The 25,992-nt window shown below is 69.1% G+C and carries 16 protein-coding genes; 4 read left to right on the forward strand and 12 right to left on the reverse strand.

The window, feature by feature from the left end; genetic code table 11:
• Positions 1–528: 528 nt before the first annotated feature.
• Positions 529–945: a winged helix-turn-helix transcriptional regulator gene (locus tag ABD830_RS15480; protein ID WP_344987521.1), complete on the reverse strand. Its 417-nt coding sequence runs from the start codon at positions 943–945 to the stop codon at positions 529–531.
• 88 nt (positions 946–1,033) lie between these two features.
• On the opposite strand from ABD830_RS15480, the gene ABD830_RS15485 reads away from it, so the two are divergent.
• The gene (locus ABD830_RS15485) at positions 1,034–1,522 is read left to right on the forward strand and encodes an NAD(P)-dependent oxidoreductase (RefSeq protein ID WP_344987523.1); all 489 of its coding nucleotides are present in this window, start codon (positions 1,034–1,036) and stop codon (positions 1,520–1,522) included.
• 163 nt (positions 1,523–1,685) lie between these two features.
• On the opposite strand, the gene ABD830_RS15490 is transcribed toward ABD830_RS15485, so the two are convergent.
• From ABD830_RS15490 to ABD830_RS15500, 3 genes are all read right to left on the reverse strand, one after another.
• Positions 1,686–4,376 carry a winged helix-turn-helix domain-containing protein gene (locus ABD830_RS15490; RefSeq protein ID WP_344987525.1) on the reverse strand — a complete coding sequence of 897 codons (2,691 nt, stop codon included), beginning with the start codon at positions 4,374–4,376 and terminating at the stop codon, positions 1,686–1,688.
• Positions 4,377–4,549: 173 nt separating this feature from the next.
• Positions 4,550–5,356, reverse strand: coding sequence for an SDR family oxidoreductase (locus tag ABD830_RS15495; RefSeq protein WP_344987527.1), 807 nt, complete (start codon positions 5,354–5,356; stop codon positions 4,550–4,552).
• Positions 5,357–5,497: 141 nt separating this feature from the next.
• Positions 5,498–6,346, reverse strand: coding sequence for an alpha/beta hydrolase (locus ABD830_RS15500; protein WP_344987529.1), 849 nt, complete (start codon positions 6,344–6,346; stop codon positions 5,498–5,500).
• 218 nt (positions 6,347–6,564) lie between these two features.
• Here ABD830_RS15500 and ABD830_RS15505 point away from each other — a divergent pair, with 218 nt between their 5' ends.
• The 3 genes from ABD830_RS15505 to ABD830_RS54220 all read left to right on the forward strand — a co-directional run bounded on the left by ABD830_RS15505 (position 6,565) and on the right by ABD830_RS54220 (position 8,313).
• Positions 6,565–7,434 (forward strand): SDR family oxidoreductase, encoded by an 870-nt coding sequence (locus ABD830_RS15505; RefSeq protein ID WP_344987530.1) that lies wholly within the window; start codon positions 6,565–6,567, stop codon positions 7,432–7,434.
• Between the two features lie 217 nt (positions 7,435–7,651).
• On the forward strand, positions 7,652–7,954 hold the full coding sequence (locus tag ABD830_RS15510) for an epoxide hydrolase N-terminal domain-containing protein (protein ID WP_344987531.1): 303 nt from the start codon (positions 7,652–7,654) through the stop codon (positions 7,952–7,954).
• The gene (locus tag ABD830_RS54220) at positions 7,948–8,313 is read left to right on the forward strand and encodes a hypothetical protein (RefSeq protein ID WP_378520736.1); all 366 of its coding nucleotides are present in this window, start codon (positions 7,948–7,950) and stop codon (positions 8,311–8,313) included. The genes ABD830_RS15510 and ABD830_RS54220 overlap by 7 nt, the downstream gene beginning before the upstream one ends.
• Here ABD830_RS54220 and ABD830_RS54225 read toward each other — a convergent pair.
• The 8 genes from ABD830_RS54225 to ABD830_RS15545 all read right to left on the reverse strand — a co-directional run bounded on the left by ABD830_RS54225 (position 8,212) and on the right by ABD830_RS15545 (position 25,991).
• Positions 8,212–8,544, reverse strand: a complete 333-nt coding sequence (locus ABD830_RS54225) for an SDR family oxidoreductase (protein WP_378520735.1) — start codon at positions 8,542–8,544, stop codon at positions 8,212–8,214. The genes ABD830_RS54220 and ABD830_RS54225 overlap by 102 nt on opposite strands.
• Before the next feature lie 435 nt (positions 8,545–8,979).
• Positions 8,980–11,007: an ATP-binding protein gene (locus ABD830_RS15515; RefSeq protein WP_344987533.1), complete on the reverse strand. Its 2,028-nt coding sequence runs from the start codon at positions 11,005–11,007 to the stop codon at positions 8,980–8,982.
• A gap of 819 nt (positions 11,008–11,826) precedes the next feature.
• Positions 11,827–12,219, reverse strand: a complete 393-nt coding sequence (locus ABD830_RS15520; RefSeq protein WP_344987535.1) for a family 1 glycosylhydrolase — start codon at positions 12,217–12,219, stop codon at positions 11,827–11,829.
• 368 nt (positions 12,220–12,587) lie between these two features.
• Positions 12,588–20,279, reverse strand: a complete 7,692-nt coding sequence (locus ABD830_RS15525; protein ID WP_344987536.1) for an SDR family NAD(P)-dependent oxidoreductase — start codon at positions 20,277–20,279, stop codon at positions 12,588–12,590.
• A gap of 735 nt (positions 20,280–21,014) precedes the next feature.
• A complete protein-coding gene (locus ABD830_RS15530) occupies positions 21,015–21,416 on the reverse strand; it encodes a hypothetical protein (protein ID WP_344987538.1) in 402 nt (133 codons plus the stop codon).
• Positions 21,417–21,469: 53 nt separating this feature from the next.
• Positions 21,470–23,209 (reverse strand): hypothetical protein, encoded by a 1,740-nt coding sequence (locus ABD830_RS15535; protein WP_344987540.1) that lies wholly within the window; start codon positions 23,207–23,209, stop codon positions 21,470–21,472.
• Positions 23,210–23,268: 59 nt separating this feature from the next.
• Positions 23,269–24,483, reverse strand: coding sequence for a cation:proton antiporter (locus tag ABD830_RS15540; RefSeq protein WP_344987685.1), 1,215 nt, complete (start codon positions 24,481–24,483; stop codon positions 23,269–23,271).
• A complete protein-coding gene (locus tag ABD830_RS15545; protein WP_344987541.1) occupies positions 24,483–25,991 on the reverse strand; it encodes a pyridoxal phosphate-dependent decarboxylase family protein in 1,509 nt (502 codons plus the stop codon). The genes ABD830_RS15540 and ABD830_RS15545 overlap by 1 nt, the downstream gene beginning before the upstream one ends.
• Between the last annotated feature and the right edge of the window lies 1 nt (position 25,992).

Here is a 25,992-nt window from a genome sequence, read left to right on the forward strand (position 1 = left end):
GCACGACGTCGAATGCCCTCGACAGCGCCATCGTCAGGCCGGTCTTGTGTTTGATTAAAAGAGATAGATATTGGTCTCAGGCGCACGCGGATCGAACCCGGAACCTATGGATTAAAAGCTGCAGAGTCCCCTACTCGACGCACTACCGCGTCCTGTTTCACAGTACCACTACATGCCATTTGACCCGCGTTCACCGCACCTGGCCGTTGACAGCGCTGGGCAGCGATCACGGTATTGATCCGACTTACTCTGCGTGGTGTGTCGAGTGGACTATGTTATGTCTTTCTCAAGATCCTCTTGGTGTGTCGTCAAGGACGATGAGGGGGAGAGGGTTGGCGAGGAAACGGTTCGACATGGTCGATGTGGTGGAGATCCTCACGCGCTGGGAGGCCGGAAAGGGCGCGTTCGACGGTGTAGCGGGCCCGCCATGGCGTCCTGAAGCCGAGACGACAACCGTGTATGCGGTGGCAGATCCCCTGTCGGCCCGAGTTCCTGAGATCGGCAGTAGGTAGCGCCGTTATCGCAGCGTCACGTGTCGCGGGCCGTGGAGTTAGGGGGAGGTTGGTCCGCGTGGTCGTAGGCTTCCTGCGACGCCGACACCTCGCCGAGGTGCGCGATCGCCCATTCCTCCAGCGCGCGCAGCGGTTCGCGCAGAGTGCGGCCCGCCTCGGTCAGCGCGTACTCGACGCGGACCGGAACCTCGGGGTAGACGGTACGGCGTACGAGCCCGTCCCGTTCCAGTCCGCGGAGAGTCTGGGTGAGCATCTTCTGCGAGATGCCCTCAATGCGTCGGCGCAGCTCCGAGAACCGAGCGCTGCCATCCCACAGGGCGCCCACGATGAGCACCGTCCAACGGTCGCCGATGCGATCCAGGATGTGGCGGGTCGGACAGTCCGCACGATAGGGGCTGCTGCGGAGCACTGACTCGGCCTGAGTGGTTACCACAAAGTGCCTTCTTCCTATCAGAGAGCTGCCCTCCTACGGCAATCACAGGGCGTCGCCTGACGCCATCCGTCCCGGAGAAAGGCACCTCGTGTCCCGTATCACCGTCATCGGCGGCACCGGCTACGCCGGTTCAGCCATCGTCGCGGAGGCCGCCTCTCGCGGCCACCAGGTAACCGGGCTGAGCCGCTCGCTCCCCGACGCGCCAATCCCAGGCGTACCCCTGTACGTCGTCGGCGGCTACTCCTCCCTGCGCCCCGCACCCGGGGCGGCCCGCTTCGTCACCGACCTCAGCCACATCCCCGCAGAGCTCCACGACGAGATCCGCGCCGGAGCCGCGCTCATCATCGAGGACCTCCCAGCCACGCCCCCGACCCTCGACTGGGTCTTCGTGAGCCCGGCGCTCAGGTTCGGCGCACGTATGCCCGGCGAACGACTCGGCCGTTATCGGCTCGGCGACGACGTCGCGGTTCAGCCCGAGGACGGCGGTGCGATCTCCGCCGCGGACTACGCCCTCGGGTTCGTCGACCTGATCGAGAAAGGCGACCACCACAGGGCACAGGTCAACCTCGGCCACTAGGCAGGCCCGTTGTCCCGTCTCTGAAGATCTTGCCTCTCGACGGAGCCCTGACCAAGCCAGAGGCAATCTCGGGTGAGACGGAACCGCGGCCGAATCTCATTCAAACAAGGGCTCTGTCTCAGTTAACCTTGACAGACCCAAAAGCGGTCTTCAGCCAGCGGGCTCAGGCTGGTGCCGCCGTTCTGGAGGGTGCGAGCAGGCCCAGGGCGCGGGCCGTCTCAACGGCCTCCGCCCGGCGGTGCGTGCCGAGCTTGGCGTACAAGTTACGGATGTGCGTCTTGACCGTGTTGGTCGAGACTGAGAGTTCGCGGGCGATTTCCGGGGTGGTCAGGTTGGTGGGCAGGTAGCGCAGTACGCGGACCTCGCTGCCGCTGAGCGGTTCCCGCAGCGGCTCAGGTCTGGTCGGCGAGCGAGCGGGCCGCGTGCCGGCCAGCAGCAGGGTCTGGATCTCGGCGATGAGAGAAGCGTGCGCGGTGCGATGCCGGACGTGGCGCTCGAACAGACCCGGAGCCGGGTAGAGCAGGAACGGGAGGAGCACGCCGTCGGGCTCGGCCAGGTCCAGGGCGCGCTCCAGGGCGGTTTCCGCGGCGGCCTGGTCGCCGAGCGCTTCCCGGGCGATCGCTTCAAGCAGGAACGCCTGCGCTTTCCTGGCCGGCCAGGCTAGCGGCGCGGTGCCGTCAAGGACCGGGGCGAGTGCTGCGGTGGCGGCCTGCGGGTCACCCTGGGCGAGGCGCAGCGCGGCGGTGGAGTTGCGGGTTGTCCCGTGGCTGCGGTCCTCGTCGCTGTCGTTGAGCCCGGTCAGGAACCGCGCGGCGCGGTCCGTCTCGCCGAGGCGCAACAGGCTGTGCACCAGCAGTTCCCGTGTCGGGGGCAGCAGGTAGTGCCGGGAGGCGAGGTGCCTGGACAGCGGCACGCCGGCCTCGAAGGCGGCGAGCGCCTGCGTGGTTCTGCCGCGTGCCAGTTCAAGGACCCCGCGGACGTAACGGATGGCCAAGACGACCGCAGGCTCGGTTTCTGTGCTGAGGAAGCGCTCGGCGCGCTGCACCCAGGGCTCGGCTTCCGCGGGCCTCACCTGGTAGGCCAGCACCGCACCAATCGTCACGGAGGCGACGCGGGCGGCCGGCTCACTGGCCCACCCATGCCGCTCGGCCAACTCGACCGCCTGCGTGCCGAGTTCCACCGCGCGGGCTGTCGACCGCAGGAGGTTCGTCGCCGCCAGGTAGGCCAGGCCGGTGAACTCCAGGTAGGGCCGCCGAATCTGGCGGGCTAGCGCGATGCCGCGTTCCAGGTTCGGTCTCGCATCATCGGGCGCGTCTGCCCAGAACTCGGCGATGCCGAGGCTGATCAGCGCCAGCGCCCGCAGGTCCTCCCCCAGGCCAGTCACCGCGATGCCCGCGCCGCTGGCCTGGACCATGGCTTCCAGCCTGGCGGCCTGCTCAGTTACGGCTGGCAGGTCCGCACGCTGGCGGGCAAGCAGCAGCCCGACAAGGCCAAGCAGCAGCCGCACCTGCCCCCGCCGGGCTTCTGGCACGCTCTGCGATCCCCGCTGCGCCTGGCCCAGGTACCCTTCCGCGGCTTCCAGCGACCCTCGGGCCAGCTCGTCCGCCGCGGCTACCGCGGCCAGTCCGGCATCCGCCGCGGCCAGCCCGGACGGGAAGCCGGCTAGCAGCTCGTGCACGGCGCTGGCCTGGCCGTCCAGGTGCAGGGCGGGCCAGTGGTCGGTGAGCAGTTGGGCGGCGAGGTCCCAGCCCTCGGCGTCCTGGGCCTGCCGCACCGCCTCAACCAGGTAGCCGTGCCCGGCCAGCCACTCTGCCGCTGCCCGGTGCAGCCCGGCCACCGCTCCCGGTTCGGTGCGGCGCAGTTCCAGCCGCAGCAGGCCGGCGAACATCTGGTGGTAACGGAACCAGGAGCGTGTCGCGTCCAGCGAGACCACGAACGCGCCTGCCGCCTCCAGATCCTGCAGGATCCGTTCGGCGCCCTCGGCTCCGGTCAGCAGGCTGGCCAGCTCGCCGTTGACCCGCTCCAGGATGCTGGTGCGCAGCAGCAGCATCCGCACCTGCGCGGGCTGCCGGTCCAGCACCTCAGCCAGCAGGTACTCGGCCACCGTGCGCTCAGTTCCGGAGAACTCGGCCGCGAACCGCTCCGGATCCGGGTGCCCGGCCAGCGACAAGGCGGCCAGCCTCAGACCTGCCGCCCAGCCCTCCGTTCGCTGGTGCAAGCCCGCCAGCGCCGACGGCGGCAGCTTCGTTCCCGCCGTCGCCAGCAACTCGCCGGCTTCGGCCAGCGAGAACCGCAGGTCGCCATCCCGGATCTCGGTCAGCTCGCCATCCAGCCGGAGCCGATGCAAGCCCAGCCGTACGTCGTGTCGCGCGGCTAACACGAACCGCAGCCCCTGTGGCGCGCGCATCACCAGCAGTTCAAGCTGCCGGAGCGACTCCTCGCCGAGCTCGTGCACGTCATCGACCACGAGCCACAGCTCGTCTTCCAGTCCTGCGAGGTCCCCGAGCAGCTGTTCCGCTATTGTCTGCCCGTCCAGGCCCGGTGCCCCCGTCACTGCGCCCACGAGCCCCGCTCCCGGTGCGGTCGCACGCAATGCGGTAACCACTGACAGCCAGAACCGCTGCGGGTCGCGTTCCTCCCGCCCCGCCGCAACGTACGCTGCCCGCCCCGCCAGCCTCCGCTGGCTGATCCATGACCGCAGCAGCACCGTCTTCCCGCTGCCCGCAGGCGCCGACAGCATCGTCACCCGCGCCGACTCGTCAAGCCGGCCAAACAGCGCAGGCCGGGCCACTACCCCGCCCGGGCCAGCCTCGCCGCCTACCTTGGCCGTGAGCTCCGGTCCGTTCAGTCCCACAGTCTGATCATTGCATTTCCCGCGCCTGGACCGCAGTCGCGCGAGGAACTGTCGCCGGCCAGGGTGCCAGCCGCTACGCGCAATCACCCTGATCAGATGGGCTTGGTGTCACCCGGTCGATGTGAATTCGTTCCGGCCAGTCCTGTAGGCACGCGCACCCGTGCGGCAGCAACTCATGCCTGCTCGGCCAGTGCGCGCCACTGCTGCCAGGTGGCGAGCCGCTCGCGGTACGCCTTCTCCGCGATGGGGTAGGGGAAGCTGCCGAGAAACAGGCGCAGCGGCGGCTCGGGGAGGTCGACCAAGGTGAGGATTACCGGCGCGGTGACCGACGGGTCGCGCGGTGCGCGGGCACCGGCGCCAGCCCGCCGGGCCTCCCGTACCGGCTCGTAGGCGGCGATCGGCGCGGTGTGTACCGCCGAGTCGCCGGCCCAGTCCGTGCCGTACGGCCCGGGCTCGACGAGCGTCACCTTGATGCCGAGCGGGCCGACTTCCTGTGACAGCGCCTCGCTCATGGCCTCAAGGCCCCACTTCGAGGCGTTGTACAGGCCAAGCGTCGGGAAGGCGGCGATGCCGCCGATGCTGGAAACCTGCAGGAGGTGCCCGCTGCCCTGTGCCCGCATGACCGGCAGGGCCGCCTGGGTCACCCACAGCGGGCCGAGCAGGTTGGTGTCGATCTGGGCGCGGGCCTGCTCTTCAGTGGTCTCCTCGATCATGCCGAACAGGCCGTAGCCGGCGTTGTTGACCACCACGTCCAAGCTGTCGAACTCGCGCGCGGCGCGGTTCACCGCGGCGAACACTCCAGCCCGGTCGGTCACGTCGAGGGAGATCGGCAGGAACTGGTCACCGTACTTGTCGGACAGTTCCCGCAGCGTGTTGATGTCGCGTGCCGTCGCGGCGACCCGGTCACCACGTTCCAGCGCCGCAGCCGCCCAGATGCGGCCGAAACCGCGCGAGGCCCCGGTAATGAACCATGTCTTCATGCGATCTCCTCAAGATAACGATGAGCAGCCGGGGGTGTCCCTGTGCCGGCGCTCCCTGTCATGCGTGCCAATCTGGCCGGCCGCCGGATGAGCGGTCATCGCCCTATCGGGGTGATTCACGGCGGTTCCCTGGTCCGTGGGTCAGTTGCACAGGGTGCCGGCGGCGGGCAGGGCGCGGTTGACGAGGTAGTTGTCGGTGTACTTGGCGACGCAGGAGCTAAGGAGGTAGGTCGTGTAGTCGTCGCCGTTGGCGGAAAGCACCCGGCTGCCGGGCAGCTGGGCGGCGAAGCCGAAGGCCCAGGGGTAGGCCGACATGACCTGAGGGGTGGACTCCAGGATCAGGGCCGGAGGTGCGTGCTTGACGGGGGTGGCGGGTGCCGGGCTATGGGCGGGAGCAGGCCAGCCGAGGCAGCCGGTCAGGTTGGTCCAGGACTCTACCTGGCCGCCAAGGTGGGGAGAGATCTTGTGAGCCAACCGCTCGAGCCGTGCGAGTCCGGTGTAGGTGGTGGCGGCAGGGGACTGGTCGAGGCAGGCAGTTGCCTGCAGCTGGACATGGTCGAGGATGGTCTTGTCCGCGTCGTGGGTGAAGGCGGTGGCATCACCGCCGAGTGCTTGCTTGATCGCGGCGGCGAGGGGAGGCCAGGTGACGGAGCTGATGCCAAGGAAATGCTGGGTCGCGGCCTGGATGTCCTGGCCGGTAACCGTCTGGGTGGTGCCCTTGGCGGGGATGGCGGCGCGGTTGGCGCGGGCTACGAGCTGGTCGTACAGGCTCGCGGTTGGCGGTTCGGGCGGCGCGTGGCCGAGGTCTGATTCCCGCCAGGCTTGCTCGCCGAGGACTTGGGAGAGGCGTTTCTCGAGCTGCTGGACGCGGGTGTTCAGCCGGATGGCGCGTTCTTGGGCGGCCAGGAGGTCGGCTTGCAGCGATGCCCTGGTGACGGCGGTCCCGGTGACGTTGCCTTCCGAATGAGCCGCCGGCCGTGCTGCGGGCACCGCGCGAGTCGCTCAGCGGCAGCGAGGTCCGCGTGCTGCGGGCCTGCTCGCGCCCTCCCGGAACGCCGTCAGGCGCCAGCGGGACTGAGACACGAGTCCGCATACGGCCGCGGCTCCCGTTGCTGGGAATCACCCTGACCGCATGACGGCCGGTCACCCTGCCTTCGGCAAAGCTGCGTACCAGGACGACGAAGCGTATCTGGGCAAGGGTGATGAGGATGGATCAGGAAGACCGTCCGGTCCTGGTGACCGGGGCTACCGGCAGCACCGGCCGGGCCGTGCTGGAGGCCCTGGCCGGGCGCGGAAAGCCAGTGCGGGCGATGGTGCGCCGGGAGGCGGACCGGGAGCGTCTCCCGGTCGGCGTCCAGGCGGTCGTGGCCGACTTCGACGACGCCGTATCCGTGGCGGCGGCTCTGCGCGGCGCCGGACGCGCCTACCTGGTGACGCCGTCCGCGGAGCGGGCCGAGGCGCAGCAGCGGCGTTTCGCGGACCTAGCGGCCGAAGCCGGCGTCGAGCACGTGGTCGTGCTGTCCCAGCTGGCCGCGGACAAGGACTCGCCGGTGCGGTTCCTGCGATACCACGCCATGGTCGAAGAGCATGTCCGCAGCCTGGGCATCGGGTACACGTTCCTGCGGCCCAACCTGTTCTTCCAGGGGCTGCTGGCGTTCGCCGGGCTGGTTTCCGCACAGGGCCGGTTCTACGCGCCGATCGGCGACGCGAAGGTGAGCGCGATCGACGTGCGCGACATCGGCGCGGTGGCCGCGGCCGCGCTGACCGAGGCCGGGCACGAGGGAGCGACGTACACGCTGACCGGCCCCGCGGCCATTACCCACCACGACATCGCCGCGGCACTGGCCTCCGCCCTCGGGCGCGACGTAACCTTCGCCGAGGTACCGCCGGATGTCTTCGCTGACAGCCTGAGCGGGATGATGCCCCCCTGGCAGATCGACGGTCTCCTGGAGGATTACGCGCACTACGGGCGTGGTGAGGCGGCGGAGGTGACCGCGACAGTCGCCGATATCACCGGCAAACCCTCCAGGAGCATCGGCCAGTTCGCCCGCGACTACGCCGCGGCGTTCAGCAGCTAAGTGCACCTGTTCGCAAGTTCGCCGGGATCGTCCCCGGCGTGTGCCGTTCTCGAGTACGACCCCTCACTGGCACCGGTCGCCCCGGGGCACCGCTTGCGCGAGGGACGGGGCGCGACAGGATCACGCAAATAAGGTGATCATCCCTTCATACCCCGGCAGGTGAGGCTGTGGAGGACCCGCAAGAGGATGACCGGTGATGGCCGGGAAAGGAACACCGATGACCAGCGAGCGTCATGTGCTGCACGTATCCGATGCTGATCTGGAGGAGCTGCGGTCGAGGTTGAGCGGCACGCGCTGGCCGCAGCCATGGCCGCGGCAGGAGGCTGGCGGCGACTGGCTGGCAGGGACGAGCGAGGGGGAGCTGCGGCGGCTGGTCCGGTACTGGGCGGACGGTTACGACTGGCGGTACCGCGAGGCCGAGATCAACGCGCTTCCCGGCCATGTCGCTTCGGTGGACGGGGCTGGCGTCTTCTACTGCGGTTCGACGCCGAGGAGCCGGGGGCGCTGCCTCTCGTGCTGACGCACGGCTGGCCCAGCTCGTTCCTGGAACTGGCCCCGCTGGCCCGTCGCCTATCCATGCCGTCCCGGCACAGCGGGCAGGCAGCGGACGCGTTCACCGTCGTGGATGTGCCGACGGCGGTGGCCGTGTTCCCCGGGACCTTAGCCACCCGCCGCGGAGCTGGGCCGAGCGGACCTTCAACGTCACCCGATACACCGCCATGCCACGCGGCGGCCGCTTCGCCGCGCACGAGGAAGCGGCGGTGCTCGCCGCCGACCTCACCGAGTTCTTCCGCCCACTGCGGCAGGCCACCTGACCTCGCTCCAGCCGCCACGGGGTGCTGGGTGGAAACCGCCATTTTCTCGGCCAGCCGGTGTTGAATCCTTGCGCGTGCGTCGAAGACGATAAGGTTGCCTTGCGTGGTTAGGTGATTTTCTTGTCATGCTGTGTGGATAATGAGGGTTTTGTGGCCCCTCGGGATCGCCCCGCTGGTCTTGCGTAGCGATCGGTCCGAACAGCACAGCGTTCACCCGCACTCCGCTTCGCGCCAGATGCACGCCAAGATCCCTGCTCAGCTGCACCACTCCAGCCTTGGCGGCCGCGTACGCCATCTGGGCGGTCGCCGCACCAGTCTCGCAAGGAATGACACGGCGTTGATGACCGAGCCGCCGGCCGGGCCGGTGTTACGCAGGTGCGGGATGCGCCGCCTCCGTCTACTTCGTGGTGGCCGAGGCACTCACCAACATCGCCAACAGCCAGGTTCGGCACGCGGTCGTCAGCGTACGCCGCCTCGACGGCCGGCTACACCTGCGGGTCGTGGACGACGGGTGGGACGGAGCGAACGAGAGCGGCTCCGGCGTCGTCTGCATCAGCCGACGGGTCGCTGCACACGATGGGTCCTTTTCTGCTGGCCAGTCCTACCGGCGGACCGAACCGTCCTCAACGTGACCCTGCCCTGTGCGATGTGAGGCCCCTCGACCACGCGGTCAAGTACGGGTCGCCTGACGCGGCTTCCTCGGGCCCGAACAGTGCGAGCCGTTGTGATGTCAATTGTCGTTGGTCCCGTACAGTTCGCGTTGCCAGAGTTCCTCGCAGATGCGTTCGACGCCGGAGGTCAGATGGCGGCGGTAGGTGGTGAAGGGCAGGCCGAGTCGTTCGGCGGCGGCTTCCTGGGTGGGGGCGCCGCGCAGGTAGGTGGTATCGAGGGCGCGGTGGAGCTTGCTCGCACGGGCGTCCTGGCCCAGCGTGTGGATGGCCTCTTCCAGGCGCCGACGCAGGGCCTGGACGGGGTCGGAATGCCCGGCGACCAGCCTGCTGCGGACGAGGGGGTTGGCGGCCAGCTCGGACGTACGTGACAGGTGCCGCAGGGCCTTGCGGACGGCTTCGGTGAACTCCGCCTGCGACAGGACCGCGAGTTCGGGCTCCCGCACGGAGGTGGCGTCGGTGGGTGTGTCGGCCGACATCAGCCGCTCCAGCCAGACCTGTGCGGGCAGGGCCCGCCAGTCGTGGGCGAACAGGGTGTATTCGCTGTCTCCCATCCTGCAGTGCTCGTCGAGCTCGTACGGACTGTCGCGCCGGTAGTAGCCGACCCTGACGTCGTCGGCGGGCACGGCCATGAACGACCAGGCCATGCGTTCGGAGCGCAGGGAGTGGCCGACTCCGCGCCATTCCATCACCGAGGACAGTCCCTGGTTGGCGTCGCGTACCCAGATTCGGCCGACGCTCAAGTGCTCGCCCGGCCTCAGCGGGGCAACGGCGCGGGCGTGGGCCCAGGCGGCGGCGACGACCGGGTCGGCTGCGGCCTCCACGTCGCTGGGCCGGTCCAGGCGGAGCCAGACGCAGACGCCGGCCAGCTCGCCGGTCGCGGCATGCCGGTAGAGGTGGAACGCCTCTGGCTGCCGGGCGGCCCAGAAGGCGACGGCGGCTGCCGACTCCTCGCTGTCGGCCTCGGCCACCAGAGCTACCGTGTTCTCGGTTGCCCCGATCTGAAACACCTCCTCGTACACGTCGTCCTCCTGGTGCCAGAAGTCCCGCCCCGGCAGGGACCTGCGATGGCGGCGCAGGTAGAACATGGAGCCGACGACCCGGAGCACGTCGGCGTCGGCCACAGTTCGGACCTGGGCCATGAGGTGACCGCCGATGCGCTGCCGCAGGTCGGCGTAGCGCTGCGGGTCTCGCCAGCTCAGGTCCGCCCGAAGGATCTCGCGTACCACATCGTGCGGGTGCAGCCCCGGCGTCCCCGACTCCATGAACGGCAGCCGCCGCAGCCATGAGAACAAAGCGGCGGCGTCGTCGTCGGGCAGCACCGCGCGCAACAGGTCCTCGGTGGTGATGTACGTCTGCGCGCAGACCTCCAGCGCGTGCCGATGCGCGGGACTCGGCACATCCCCGACGAGCTGGTCGAGCAGGGTGGCCACCACATCCTGGGCGGGCGTCCAGCGCGAGCTCGCTCTCTCATCCTTGATCGCCACCGCGGCGCCCAGCGACAGGGCCAGCGGATGACCGCCGGCGAAGGCCAGCAGCGACTCGCGCAGGCTGCCGTCAGCCACGCCACGGGCCTCCAGCAGCGCCGCGGCTTCCGCGGGCGAAAGGTCGCGCAGCGGCATCACCATCAGCGTGCCCGCCCAGGTAGGGTCGGCCTGCCACGTCAGGTCCGGCGGGACGCGCCCGGCCAGGACGACCAGCGCGCCGACCGGGATGCGGGGCAGGAAACGCTCGCGCAGCCAGCCTTCCAAGCTCTGAATGTCTTCGAAGCTGTCGATGAGCAGCACGGCACGCTCATCGGCGAACACCGTCTCGGCGGCGGACTCGAACGCGGCCGGGGACGGGCCCAGCGTGCGCCCGTCCAGCAGCGTGACGCTTCGCTCGGCTGTCAGGGCTTCCTGCGCAAGCCGGCGCAGCAGCGCCGACTTTCCGACACCGCCAGGGCCATGCACGAACAGCACCCTGCCACCGCACCGCAGCGCCGCACTGAAGGCGGCGAGCTCCTCCTGACGCCCGACGAAAGCCCCATTCCCTGCGGCCAGCAGACGCTGTCCCAGCAGGTCGAAACCCTGGTCGTTCACCAAACGCATACCGTTACCACGACTTCCATCCGAAATGTCGGCCCATCATAATTTCGCAAACATGCGATGCGACTCCAGTCGGGTCACGAAGCGGTGTGAGGCTGATCACTGGCGCCACACCACCGTCGTCGCGCGGTCCTGGCCGACGGCATCTGCGACCTCCGGATCCCGCTTGCTTGCTACATCGAAGGGATACCTCCTTCCCCCGCCCTCAAGACAGAACCTCATGCCTGTTTGTTGCCTTTGCCTATTTTGGGGAGCGCACGGGTCTACGGGCTACCCGCGCCCCCGCCAAGCGCTTAGAAGGCGGATACCGATTGGACTGTGAATTGATCATTTCTATGGTGGACGCTGTCCGCGGTTGTCAATTCACCACAAGATCCTCACTGCCGGCCGCGGAAAGTACAGCGGTATTTCTCTATGGCTTTTACCTTGGAGATTGAGTGAAGCATTTCTATTATGCGGTATTTGATGCAAGGCGACCCCCGCGGGTTCACGCCTAATTGTGTGATCCCGACCACATCGACGCCTCGGGCAGAAAGTGAGCAGAAAATGCATATTTGGTGCCCGGCCCAGTCATCCGGGCACTCGGGAACCCGTCAGAGAGTCACGAGGCGGGCCGCGCCCGGATCGGGCACATCGGGCAGCGCGGCTCATCGGTCTTGGGGTGCCGGTCCGCCCCGCCGGGGTGGCCGTCTTCGCAGGCGCGCGGGCTGTCCGGGCGGGACACCGGTGACTTTTTCGATCTTGTGCAGCTGCGAAGTGGCGCGACAGTCTCATGGACCGGTGCTCGTACCGATGAGGTGCCGAGGTCGAACGCCAGGATCTTCATCCCTGTTTCCCGATGAACTCGCGCAGCGAGTGAAAGCTCGCCTTCTCGGTGCGGGCCTGGGTTTCGTAGTCGACGTGGACGAGTCCGAAACGGACGGCGTACCCGCGGGCCCACTCGAGGTTGTCCAGCAGCGACCAGCAGAAGTAGCCGCGCACGTCCACACCGTCGGTCATCGCGGCGCGGATGGCGGCCAGGTGGTCGCGCAGGAAGTCGACGCGACCGGTGTCGTCGAGAGTCCCGTCGTCGCCGTAGCCGTTCTCGGTGATGAAGATCGGCGGGAGCGCGGGGTAGCGCCGGGCCAGGCCAAGGAGAGTCTGGTGGAGCCCTTGCGGCTCCATCGGCCAGCCCAGCCCGCTGGTCGCCGCGCCGTCCGGGGTGACGCTGCGCACCCCGAGGTCGAAGGCGGATCGCTACCGAGGCCGACAGATCCCCACACCTTGGACAACCCCGGCATACGCCTGATCCAGCGGCATGGCTTCGTGGAGAGCCCGCTGCGGTGAGAGTCGCACGGCGGGTTCGGCGGGCGGGCCGGGGAAACGGATCTTCAGAAGCGAAGCCACCGCGCCCCGGCTCGACCCGACACCCTGGCTTCGGCCGCCCACCTGTTCCTCACCGAACTGCGTCTGACCAGACCAAAAGCGGCTGCGGCCGCCTGACCTTTTACAAGATCCTTCAGAGGCTCCAGGTGCTGTTAGCCACCTGGACAGGCCGATGCCCCATCTGTCATCAACGACCACCATGACGAACTAACAAAGTACTACTGGTTGAGTGCCGAGATCCAGGAGCGGAGTGCGGAGACGGTGGTCTCGGCCTTGTCGGTGATGAGGTGGAAGTGGTGGCCGGGCACGTCCACGATGTCGATGGGCGGCGGCCACGACGAGCTGACCGGCCGGTGCTCGCGCAGGTAGGGAAGCGGGTCCTGGGCGCGCAGCAGCAGCGTCGGCGCGCCGGTCGGCCGAGGCTGCCAGCCGCGCAGGATGCGTGTGTAGGCCCCCATCGCGACCAGGGACGTGTCGTCGAAGAGCTCGTCGAAGAGCTCCCCCAGCTGTGACGCCCGATAAGCGGGCATGCCGAGGAGCCACTGATCGCCCTCGTTCTCGTCGGTCACGTGGTAAGTATCGATCATGGCGATGCCGGCGGGAGGTGTCCCGAACTCGGTGAGCCTGGTCGCCACGGCCTGAGCCGTGCATCCCCCGACGGAATAGCCGGCGAGCACGACAGGGCGGTCGCCGAAGTGGCCCTGGAGGATCTCGGCGTGCAGGTCGATCAAGGTGTTCCAGTCCTCGGGCACGACTCCTCCGCCGGACAGGCCCGGGTAGGGGATCTCGTACACGTCGCGTTCGCCCGCGAAGAGGTCGGCGAATCTGCCGTAGATCCCCGTTGCGACACGCGGGTAGAAGTCGGGAAAGCAGACCAGGGCGGTCTCGCCGGGTCCGGTCGCCAGCCGCTCAGGAGGCAGGGCGTGCGCTCCGCGAAGCCCGGACGGGAACGTGGGCAGGGCCATCGACGCCGTGACCAGCATGCGCATCGCCTCCACCTCCTGGCCGGCTTGCGACATCCTGCGATAGAGAGGCGCGATCAGAGATTTCACGGGTCCGGGTCCCGGTTGTGGCAGCACCTCGTTGTTCTCCCGCTGTGGCAGCGCATCGTCGAGCAGGTCAAGGAGGTGTCCGGCCAGTTGTTCCGGGCCGGGATGGTCGAACGCCACGGTCGCGGGCAGCCGCAGCCCGGTGAGCGTGCTCAGCCTGTTACGTAGCATGACGCCGGCGAGCGAGTCGATACCGAGCTCGGCGAACGACCGGTCGAGCCGGACCTCGTCCGCGCCGGTGTGGCCCAGGACGGTGGCCACCTCGGCTCGTACCGCCTCCACCAGTGCGGTACGCCGCTCGGCGGGTGGCAGCGGGGCGAGTCGCCGGCGCCACGTCCCCGGCTGTTCCTCCTGCGACGTGGTGCCGGCGGTGGGGCGCGCCCGGCGCAGCAGGCTGTGGAGCAACGCCGGTACAGGCCCGTTCCACGTCCGATCGAGCAGGAGCGGAGCGAGCACGGACTCCGACGAGGCCAGAGCGGCGTCGAACAGGCTCAGGCCCTGCTCGTCGGTCACCGGCGCCAGAGGACCGTTGCGTACGGCGCCCGCCATGCCGCAGGGGTGCTGCCACGGTCCCCAGACCAGCGAAAGTGCGGGCAGCCCCCGCGCGGCGCGATGCTGGGCCAGTGCGTCGAGGAAGGCGTTGGCCGCGGCGTAGTTGGCCTGCCCGGCGTTGCCCAGCAGGCCGGCCGCGGAGGAGAACAGCACGAACGAGGACAGGCCGAGGTCCCGCGCCAGCTCGTGCAGGTGCCAGGCCGCGTCCACCTTGGGGCGCAGCACCTTCGTCATCCGCTGCGGGGTCAGCGCGTCCAGCACTCCGTCGTCCAGGACGCCTGCGGCGTGCACGATCGCGCTCAGCGGCGGGTCGGCAGCGGCCACCAGGCCGCGTACGGCCGCGCGGTCGGAGATGTCGCACGCGGCGACACGCACGGACACACCGAGGTCCGCCAGCTCGGCCCGCAGCGCTTCCACCCCGTCGGCGGCCTCTCCACTCCGGCTCGCGAGCAGGAGATGGGACGCCGAGTGGCGGGTGGCCAGGTGCCGTGCGAGCACGGACCCGAGCGCGCCCGTGCCGCCGGTTACCAGAACGGTGCCGCGCGTGTCGAGAGTCCCCGCCGCCTCCTGGCCGGGAGTGCCAGCCATCTCCTGGCCGGCTTCGGTCAGACGTGGAACCAGGATCGTGCCGGCGCGGATGGCCAATACCGGCTCGCCGGACGCGCGTGCCACCGGCAGCGCGGCGGCGGACTCGGGGGTGTCGTCGACATCGACCAGCACGATGTGGCCTGGATACTCCGCCTGGGCGACGCGTGCGAGCCCCCACACCGCCGCCGCGGCCAGGTCGGGGTCCGGCGAGGTGGCGTCCCGCGTCACCACGACCAGGCGCCGACCTCCGGCGAGACCGACCGCGCTCCAGGAGGCCAGCACCTCAAGGGTCTCAGTGGTGGCGGCGTGCACCGCGGCCACCGGGTCGCAGCCGCGAGACCAGCCCTGGACGTGCACGATGACATCGTCCTGTGAGCCGGCGGGCTCACCACTTTGATCCGGCTGGACCCACCGCACGCTGTAGAGGTTTCCGGCGGGCCGCCGAGGGGTGTGCTGCCCGGCCGGCCGTCGCAGCGTCACGGTTTCGATGCGGGCGACCGGTGAGCCGGTGCCGTCGGCGAGGTTCAGCCGGATCCTGCCGTCTCCCAGCTCTCGTACGTGGACACGCAGTTCCGTGGCGCCGGAGGCGATCAGCCGTACGCCGGAGAAGGTGAAGGGCAACCGGGTGTCGGCGAGTTCGGGGGCGGCGACGAGGCTCGTGTGCAGCGCGGCGTCCAGCAACGCGGGGTGCATCACGTACCCGGCGGCGCTCTCCGCGTCGGGCAGCCGGACCTCTGCGAACAGATCGCCGTCACGCCGCCACACCGCCCGTACGCCGCGGAACGCGGGACCGTAGGCGAGGCCGGCCGAGGCGAGGACGTCGTATGAGCCCTCGACGTGCACGGGCGTGGCGTGCGCGGGCGGCCACGCGGCGGATTCGTCCGGCTTCCCGGCAGCGGTGGCACCGAGCGTCCCCGTCGCATGCCGCGTCCATGCCTCGTGTGTTCCCGCGTGCTCGGGACGGGAGTCGATGTCGACGGTCCGCCTGCGCGTCTCGTCCGGTTCGCCGAGCGTGACCTGGATGCGGACGCCGCCGGCGGCCGGGAGTTCGAGCGGTGCGACGATAGCCAGGTCCTCCAGGACGTCGCAGTCGACCTCGTCGCCGGCGCGGACGGCCAGCTCGACGAGGACGGTCGCCGGCACCAGCGCGCGGCCCCCGACCACGTGGCCGGCGAGCCACGGGTGCGTCCCGGCGGACAGGCGGCCCCGGCACAGCACCCGATTCGTGCCGGGTTCGGGTTCGGCGCCGGTGAGCATCGGATGCCGCAGCGCGCTGCGGTGGTCGGTGGAGTGGCGGCTCACCCAGTATCGCCGGCGCTGGAAGGGATAGGTGGGCAGGTCGATGAGCCGCGCGCCGGTACCCGCGAAGACGGCCCGCCAGTTCACCGGTACGCCTCTGGCGTGCAGCGCGGCCATGGCCTCGAACAGCACGTCCACGTCGTCGGCGCGGGCCCGGCCGGTGGCCGCCACCGCCGGGTCTTCGGCGGCGAGGCCGTCTCGCACCAGGGAGGTCAGCACCGCGTCGGGCCCCACCTCCAGGTAGGACCGCGCGCCCCGTTCCTCTGCCGTCCGTACGGCGGCCGCGAACCGGACCGGGTCGCGCACCTGCCGCACCCAGTATTCCGGCGAGCGCAGTTCCTCGGCCACCGGCAGGCCGGTCATCGTCGAGATCATCGGGATCGCCGGGGAGTTCAGCGTGATGTCCCTGAGCACGTCACCGTACTCGCCGAGCATCGGCTCCATCAGCGGAGAGTGGAACGCATGACCGACCCGCAGCCGGGTGGTCCGCCGTCCCCGCTTGGCGAACCCGGCCGCCACGGCGGAAACGGCGCTTTCCGCACCGGAGATGACCACGGAACGCGGGCCGTTGACCGAGGCTATGCCGACCGCGCCGGTCAACGCGGCGGCCACCTCCGTCTCCGTGGCCTGCACCGCCACCATCGCACCGCCAGCGGGCAGGGCGCTCATCAACCGCCCCCGTGCCCCGACCAGCCGTGCCGCGTCCGGCAGGGTGAAGACACCGGCGACGTGCGCCGCCGCCAGCTCCCCGATGGAGTGCCCGACGAGGTGGTCCGGGCGGATCCCCCATGATTCCAGCAGCCGGAACATCGCCACCTCGAAGGCGAACAGGCCGGCCTGGGTGAAGTCCGTACGGTCGAGCAACGCGGCGTCGTGGTCCATCACGTGCGCCAGCGAGGCCGGCAGGTGCGGGTCCAGGTGCCGGCACACCTCGTCGAACGCCGCGGCGAACACGGGAAACGCCTGCCTCAGCCGTGCTCCCATGGCGGGCCGCTGGGCGCCCTGGCCGGTGAACAGCAGCGCGAGCGGCGCCGGCCCGGCGGTGTTCACCAGGACGTCCGGGTGCGGCTCACCGCGTCCCAGCGCGTCCAGCGCCGTCCGGTCACCCCCGGCGATGACGGCCCGCAGCGGCAACGTGGAGCCGGACACGGCGAGCGAGTACGCCGCGTCCACGGCATCGACCTCACCGAGGGCTGCCAGATCTCGCGCCCTGGCACGCAGCGCGGCCTCGTCGGCGGCGGACAGCAACCACGGCGGCTTGCGCGGAGCGGACGTCTGCGGGACGGACGTCAGCGTGCCGGACGTCTGCGGGACGGGCTCCGGCTCTGGGGCCTGTTCCAGGATGACGTGCGCGTTCGTGCCGCTGATCCCGAAAGCGGACACGCCGGCCCGGCGGGGCCTGCCCGTCTCCGGCCAGGCCCGCGCCTCGGTCAGCAGTTCCACGGTCTTGCGTGACCAGTCCACATGCCCGGTGGGCGCGTCGACGTGCAAGGTGCGGGGCAGCAGGCCGTGGCGCAGGGCCTCGACCATCTTGATGACCCCCGCCGCTCCGGCGGCGGCCTGAGTGTGGCCGATGTTCGACTTCACGGAACCCAGCAGGAGTGGCGGCGCCTCCGGCCGCCGCGAACCGTAGGTCGCGATCAGCGCCTGCGCCTCGATCGGGTCCCCCAGCATCGTTCCTGTCCCGTGCGCCTCCACGGCGTCCACGTCCTGCACCGTCAGGCCGGCCGCCGACAGCGCCTCATGGATGACCTCCTGCTGCGCGGGGCCGCTGGGCGCGGCGAGCCCGTTGGAGGGGCCGTCGGAATTGACGGCCGTCCCCCGTAGCAGTGCCAGCACCGGGTGCCCGTTGCGCCGGGCGTCCGACAACCGTTCCAGAAGCAGCAGCCCTGCCCCCTCCGACCATCCCGTGCCATCGGCGGCGGCGGCGAACGACTTGCAGCGGCCGTCCGGGGCCAGCCCGCGCAGCCGGCTGAACGCGGTGAATGTGGAGGGTGTCGCCATCACGGTCACCCCTCCCGCCGCTGCCAGCGAGCACTCTCCGGCCCGCAACGCCCGGGCCGCCAGGTGCAGCGCCACGAGCGATGACGAGCAGGCCGTGTCCAGCGTCATCGACGGGCCGCGCAGGCCGAGCTTGTACGAGATCCGGCCGGAGACCAAGCTGCCGGCCGACCCGAGTGCGAGGTGCGCCTCCAGCTCGTGGGGATCGTTGACGAACCGCATGCCGTAGTCGTCGTACATCACGCCCACGAACACGCCGGTGTCGCTGCCTCGTACGGACACGGGGTCGATGCCCGCCCGCTCGAAGAGCTCCCACGACGTCTCCAGCAGTAACCGCTGCTGCGGGTCCGTGGCCAGTGCCTCTTTGGGCGACATCCCGAAAAACGCGGGGTCGAAATCAGCGGGATTGTCCAAGAACCCGCCGCGCAACGTCAGAGACTTGCCCGGCATGTCGGGATCGGGGTCGTACAACTCCGTCAGGTCCCAGTCGCGGTCTTCAGGAAAGCCGGAGGTGGCGTCCCGCTCGTCGAGCACCAGCCGCCACAGGTCCTCGGGTGAGGCGACGCCGCCCGGGTACCGGCAGGCCATCGACACGATGGCGATCGGATCGTCATCGGCTGGGGCACGCTCCAGCGCGACCTGCCCGCGCGGCATCGCCTCGCCGCTGAGCCTGGCTCGCAGGTGGCAGGCCACCAAGGCGGGGGTCGGGTGGTCGAACACCAGCGTGCTGGGGAGTTCGACGCCGGTCCTGGCGCTGAGCCGATCCTTCAGCACGATCCCCGCCATGGACGTCAGGCCGAGCTCGGTGAACGGCCGCCTGGGGTCGACTTCCCCGGAATCCAGCCCGAGCAGCGTCGTGAGCTCGGCCAGCACCAGCTGTTCCAGGGGACCCTCCGCGGCTGGCACTGGTCCGAGGTCGAGGGCCGTGATCTCGTGGCGCTTCGGCTTGCCGGTCGAGGTACGCGGCACGGCGTCGATCACGTGCACCGCGTCGGGCACCTTGGCCTCGGTCAACTCCGCCCGGCACGCGGCCAGCAGGGCCCCCGTGTCGAATCCCTCGGGGCCGGGGACGACGAACGCGACCGGCACCTCGCCGAACACCTCGTGCGGCACTCCGGCCACGACCGCGTCGGCGACCCCTGGACAGCCGAGCAGGACTCGCTCGACCTCCTCGGGATAGATGTTCTCCCCACCCCGGATGATCAACTCCTTGAACCGGCCGGTGAGCGCGAGATGCCCGTGCGCCACCCGCCGCCCCCTGTCGCCCGTGCGATACCACCCGTCCACGAAAGGCGACTCCTGGTCGCCGTGGTAGCCGAGCATGAGCCCGGGACCTCGAACCCAGACCTCGCCCTCGTCGCCGTACGGAACGTCTTCGGTGCTGTCCGGATCCACCAGCCGGATCTCCACACCCGGCACCGGAGGCCCGCACGAGCCGGCGACCCGCGGCCCTTCCGGCCGGTTCACCGCGATCATGCCGCACGTCTCCGTGCTGCCATAGGCGTCGAGCAGCGGCGCGCCGAGCACCTCCTCCGCCTCCGCGCACAGCCGTGGGGCGAGGGGTGCTCCCGCCGTGACGCACAACCGCAGCCCGGACGGCCGCCGTCCGTCCCGCCGGACGGACTCCACGAGCCGGTGATAGACGGTCGGCACACCCGCCAGCATGGTCGGCTCGCGTTCGTACAAGGCATCGAGCAGGCTTTCCTCGCTGAGCACGTGGGCGCTCGCACCCGTCGCCACCACACCCAGCAGGCACAGCGAATACGAGAAAGAGTGGAACAACGGCAACGGCCACAGCAGCCGATCCCGCGCGGACAGCCCGAAGATCGGCGCATGACAGGCGGCCGCGGACCACAGCCCGGCACGTTGCGTCGACAACACGCCCTTGGCCCGGCCCGTGGTCCCCGAGGTGTAGTGCAACCACGCAGGATCGTCGAGAGCCAGTTCGTCCGCCGCCCGGCAGGGTGCTTCCCGTCCGGCCAGGTCCTCGTACCGCAGGCAGCCGTCCGGAACATCACCGCCATCCCCCACGAGGATGACGAGGGAAGGCGAGGCCGCCCGGCGCACCTGCGGCAGGCTGGAGACGTCGGTGAAAATCACCTGGGCTCCGCTGTCCCGCAAGGCGTAGGCCAGCTCGGCGTCGGAGGATCTCGGGTTCAGCGGCACACCCACCGCCGCCGCCCGGGTGATCGCGAGAGAACTCTCGAGGGCCTCCACCCTGTTGCCGAGGAGGATCGCCACCCGATCACCCGCAGCGACACCCAAGGATCTCAGCTGACCCGCCAGCCTCATCGTCCGAACGTCCAGGGACGCGTAGTCGACCGCCCGGGACGCGTCCGAGAAGGCGATCCGCTCCCCCTGGGCGGCCGCATGCCGGGCCAGCAGCTCGGGCACCGTACGGATCATTTCACTGTGCGCCAAGGTCATCCTCTCGCCAGGTACGGAGCGAATTCGGCACGGCCCACCCGCGCTCGCACGGAAGGGGCCTCGGCGCATCCGTGCGCCGAGGCCCGTCTCTCTCAGAACCGCTAAACGAGGTCTGTCACGACGAGCCAGTTGTAGTGAATCAGCTTCTGCCGCGTCTCGGTCCACTGCTGTTCCTGAGTGTTCACCCAGTGAGATGCGGCCGCCACCGTTCCCACCGTCCCGTCGCGGACGGCGTGGTCAGTACCAATCCACCCCATGCGGCGGCGACACCCAGCCCGGCCACCGCGATCATCATCCGCAGCTTGTGGACGACTCCCCCTGAACTCTCGAGACGGTGGGACGGCGAGAGCATCGCCGGCACACCGTGTCTCTGTGGCACGACCACCCCAGTGTCGGCTCTTCAACTGTTCATGTCCCAGACCGTTCACTGTCCATTCCCCGCCCCCAGGGGTCTCGAAGACCCTGCGCCGCAGGTGCAGGCGATGACCTGGGCCAGCGGCTCCAAGGCCTCGATGAGGCGGGCGGCGGGGATGCCGCCGGGCCCGGCGATGGAGCTGGACGATGCAGGCTGCCAGGCGCACTATCTGATCCGTGAGCGGGATGGGAGTCCCCCTCCTCATGGACGAGGTCCTCCCCGGGGCCGGCATCCAGACCGGCCTCTGCATGCGGCGGGCGCTCGGCAGCAGCAGGACGGCGCCCAGCAGGTCGGCCTTGCGTTCCGTGCGAGGCCTACCGTTGCAGGTGGGCCAGGGCCCGGTTCAGGACGGGAATCACGGCCTGGGTGGCACCGGCGCAGCGGCGCGCGTCATCGCTTTCATCGGCGTGGGTCACGCAGAACTCATGACTCGCCTTGACCGCGATGACACAGGCGTTGAGCTGCGCGATGGCGAGCTCACGGTTCGACCCGAGCTGCCTTTTCAGCAGTCTCCTCGTCACCGCGAGGATCTCGGCGCTGTCCATGTCGCGGCATACCTCGAACAAGGACTCGGCGGGATACGGCGTCGTGAACACCACGGAAGCGCAGGCCAGCACCGCTTCCTCGCATTCCTGAAGCGATCTGCAGACCTCATCGAAAAACGCTGCAGGGGGTAGGACGTTCGTTTCGCCGGCGCGGTGGACGTACAGCGTCATCGCACTTACCTTTCGACTGCGGACGGGCTGAGACTCAGCTGTGCGTGCACCGGTCAGGGGTGCATTGACAATTCGGGAAGCGGGTCCGTCATGACAATTCCGTTGCGGAAGACGGGGCGTCGCCAATCGGAGGCGTCCAGCGGGAGAAGGGTGTGACGATGTCTCCGGGCCGCTTCAATGCGTGTGTCGTGTACGCCGGCGGGATATCCGCTTGCCGCGACGATGGCTTCGATGCGTTCGGCGCCGAAGTTGATGGGAACCGCGTCCGAGTACTCCGACGCGCTCACCTCAAGCCACGCGCTCGTGTCCTGGCGTATGCTCTCCGCCAGTTCCCGGATGGCGACTTCGGGGGTTTTGCCGAGGTTGCGCGCCTGCCAGTAGCGCAAGATCCGTGCGCTGTGCCCGATCATGCCCGTCATGGCGCCTCCGCTGGTCAGAAAGTGACCATTGCCGAACGAGTCGCCCGCCACGACGCCGTTTCTCGCGATCAGGGCGTCGTCCCCCATCCTCTCGATCAGGCTGAACAGCTTGGGACCGTAGGCCATTTGCACGCGGCGGAGGGCCGACTGCTCGATGCCCAGCACCTCGGCCGCCTGCTGGATGTAGAACTCATAGAGCAGGTGCTGGTAAGCGCCGAAGTACTCGGCCGACTGCGGATCGGTGCCGGCCGGTACCAGGCCCTCGACGATCGGGTCGAACGACTTGAAGTCCGGGACCTGGACCAGAACCCACCCGACCTCGGGATCGTTCTCGTGTCCGACCGCGATCTGCCGGACCCAGTATTCACGGCCGTCGGCGTCGAACTGGGAGGAGATCCTCCGGCGCAACCGCCCGTCGACGAGGATCTCCAGCAGTCCGGCTATGAAATCCGCCTGCGCGACGACTGGCCCTCGCCCATCCTGATGATCGACTGACACATCGTGCTGTTCGAAACCGAGTCTTCCCGCATCGGTGCTGTCGAAGCCTTCGGCGATGACGAACAACTCGGGCACACCGAGGTCGATGGGCTCGCTGCCCGGCATCGGTATCCGAACGAATCGACCCTTGAAGTCGAATTCCTGCAGCTCCATGATGCGAATCCGGTACCTGCCGTCCGGTTGCCGGACGAAACCCTCGCCCTCCGCGTCCATCACCCGGTGGTGGGTGAACAGCCTGACGCGCGGCGGGGTGAGCCCCGTGGCGAGGTCCATCTCGGCGATGGCTTCGATATAGCGGCGCAGCAGCCGAAGAATGGAGGCGGCTTCAGCCTGGAACGTAGAGGGGCCGTCCAGCACGTCTCGGAGATCGGACCGAATGGTCTCGGGTTCGGGAACACGGGGCACGGGCGGCGGATCGAGCACGGTCAGCACCCGGTGCGGTCGCCCGTCCCGCCACCGATCGTCGATGAACTCGACGTGTTCGATGGTGCCGACCAGGTGCAGGACACGGTCGTACTTGTCTATGACCTCGTCCGGCGTGACGTCGCCGGCGAGCGTGTTCGTGCTGTAGAAGCGTTCTGCGAGGCGGAAGACGGTCCCGTCCTTGTGGTGAGGCACGCCCGCTTCTCCGTACCGGTCCATCATCATGCGATCGATGAGGCCCAGCTGGTGGAAGAGATCTACTCGGAGGTTCCAGTGAACGCCGAGGAAGGGATCTCCTCTCATATCGACGCCTACCGCACGCCGTCCCATGGCGATCGTCCAAAGCATCGCCATCATGTTCGTGCCGCCCAGACCGAGTGCCACGAAATCCGGGTCGGTGACTGGGGAGGCGGCCACATCGGCCTCATCCAGGTGATGCATGCGGTGTTTCACAGGTGGCTCTCTTTCTCAGACAGCAGAAACTGCTTCCCATCGGGGAGGAGCAAAATTCCCTATGAATTCCTGGCCGACCACACGTCGACCGGAGAGTTCGCAGGCATGAGTGTCTGCAGCGATGGTCCGGTCATCGCTGTCGTCAGCACAGCCATGACCACCATGAGGGAATAGACCGCCGGACTGATCAGTCCGGCTTCACGTCCCACGCCGAGTACGACCAGTTCGGTCAGCCCACGCGTGTTCATGAGAATTCCGATGGCCGCAGACTCTCTGGCGTCGAGGCCAGACACACGTGCGGCGCCGTACGCGGCGAAGAACTTGCCCGCCACCGCCAGCGCAACGACGACGAGGACATCGACAAGGGTGAGTCTGTCCAACCGGGAAAGATCGACCTGCAGTCCGGCCACGAGGAAGAAGACCGGCAGCAGGAGTGCGGAGTTGACATCGGTGAGGCCGCGTACGCTCTGAAGGAACCGGTTACCGTCCACGCCCGTCCGCGCGAGTGCGGCGCCGAAGACAAACGCTCCGAAGATGTAGTGAAGCCCCATCCACTCGGTGGCCGCGCCGGCGAGGAGGAGCCCGCAGCAGACGACCGTGAGCACGCCGACGCCGCCCGCCTGGTTTCCCGCCCGCACCCTCGTCTTTCGGGCGATGAAGGGCACGACGGTAAAGGTGATCACGACGAAGGGCAAGAAGGCGACCAGCCGCCAGGGATCCTGCCCGGTGCCGCCCACGACGGCCAGAACGGTTGCCAGCAGCACCCACGCCAGGGCGTCGATGAGCGCGGCAGAGCTGATGGAGATGTTGCCCAGCCTGGTCGTCAGCCGGCCTTGATCGGAAAGGATGCGAGCCAGGACCGGGAACGCCGTGATCGATAGCGCGACACCCATGAAAAGGACGAAACCGAGCGGTGGCGCCGACTCCGCGCGCCAGAGGTAGAGCGCCAGCACCGCGCCGAACCCGAACGGCAGGAGGACCGATGAAACGGTGATCAACCCGACCGTCCTGCGCCGGCCCCGCAACAGTGCCGGATCGATCTCCGTTCCGACAGTCAGCATGAAGATGGCGACGCCCACGGCGGCGAACGCGGTCAGCTGCTGCCTCGTATCGGCGGGAAACAGCCACTCCACGGCCGGAGCTCCCAAGAAGGTGGGACCCAGCAGGATGCCTGCCGTGATCTCGCCCAGGACCACCGGCTGGCCCAGTCTGCGGGCGAGCATGCCCAGGACCCGCGCGAGCCCGAGCATGATCGCGAGATCGATGAAAAGCATCACGACGTGTCACCGCCGTCTTCGAGGCTCCCGGCCGAGGTGATCACGTCCAGCACCCAGTCGACGTCTTCCACCGTCATGAAGGGGTTGAGCAGGGTCAGCTTGAGCCACACGGACGGCTTCCGGGTGCGGAGCTCGGTACGTCCGACGACGGCTTTGCCCTCTGCCAGAATTCTGCGGCGGAGGGACACGTTCACCGCGTCGGACCTGGCCGGCACGTCCGCCCGCGGAACGTACCGGAAGACGACCGTCGACAACACCGGATCGCACGCGAGCGCCAGGTACGGCGTTAGGGCGATGCGACGCGCGGCGTGTCGGGCGAGCATGTGACAGTGGTCCACCATCTCGCCCAAGCGCTCGGTGCCGACCGCCTGCAACGTGACGGCGATTTTGAAGGCGTCCGCCCGCCGGGTGGTGCGTAGTGACCTGTCGGTGTGGTTCAGATGACCAGCCCGCAGGTCGTCGGCGGCGTTCACGTACGGCGCCTCGAACGCCATGGGCGCGAACGCGTCCGCGCGGCGTGTGAGCAGCACCCCTGCTCCGATTGGCTGCCAGCCGAACTTGTGCAGGTCCAACGAGACGCTGTCGGCCCCATCAATGCCGGTCAGCAGCGACGCGAGCTTGCCGGAGAACAGCGCACCACCACCGTAAGCGGCATCAACATGCACCGCCGCGCCATGGGCACGGGAGATGGTGATGATGTCCTCGACCGGGTCGATCGCGCCGAAATCGGTGGTCCCGGTGGTGGCCACCACACAGGCGGGCCACCGGCCCTCCCGCGTACCGCCTTCCAGCGCTGCCCTCAGTGCGTCCGGGTCCATCTGATCTCGCGCGTTCGTCTCCACCGGGATCACGTTCTCGTCGGGGAAACCCAGCAGCCGCGCGCTGCGGCGGATCGAGAAATGGGCCGACCGCGAAGCATAGACCACCGACCGGCCGTGCGCGGGGCCTGGACCGCCGGGACGGTCACGGGCCAGGAAGAGTCCGACGAGGTTGGATTCCGTCCCACCGGACGTGACGACGCCGGCGGCGGCGTCGGGGTCGTATCCCACAAGCGTGCACATCGCCCGGACGACCTCTGACTCGATGATGATGCCGGCCGGTGACTGGTCCCACGATGTGAGATCGGCGTTCAGGATGGCGGCGGCCACGTCCGCGGCTGCCGAGATCGCCAGCGGAGGACTCAGCAGGTGCGCCGACCAGGCGGGATCGGCCAGGTCGACCGCACCGCGCGCGAGGATTTCAGTCAAGGACGCCAGAACACCGACGCCTCGACCTTCCCGCAGGAGCAACGGGCCCAGTGCGTCACGCACATCCCCGGCGAGCTCGACCGGCTCGCCTGCGGGAACCGGGCCGCCCCGCTGCTGTGCGCCGTCCGACAGCGCTTGGAGAACAGTTCCGATCAGAGTGTGGAGGTCGTCCGATCCGGGGCTGCTCAAAGGAAAGTCATGTGTCGTTCCCCGAGGTTCTGGCTCCGGCGTTCCCAGGCTGATCGCATTGGTGGTCATC

The organism is Nonomuraea helvata (assembly GCF_039535785.1).
GTDB lineage: Bacteria > Actinomycetota > Actinomycetes > Streptosporangiales > Streptosporangiaceae > Nonomuraea > Nonomuraea helvata.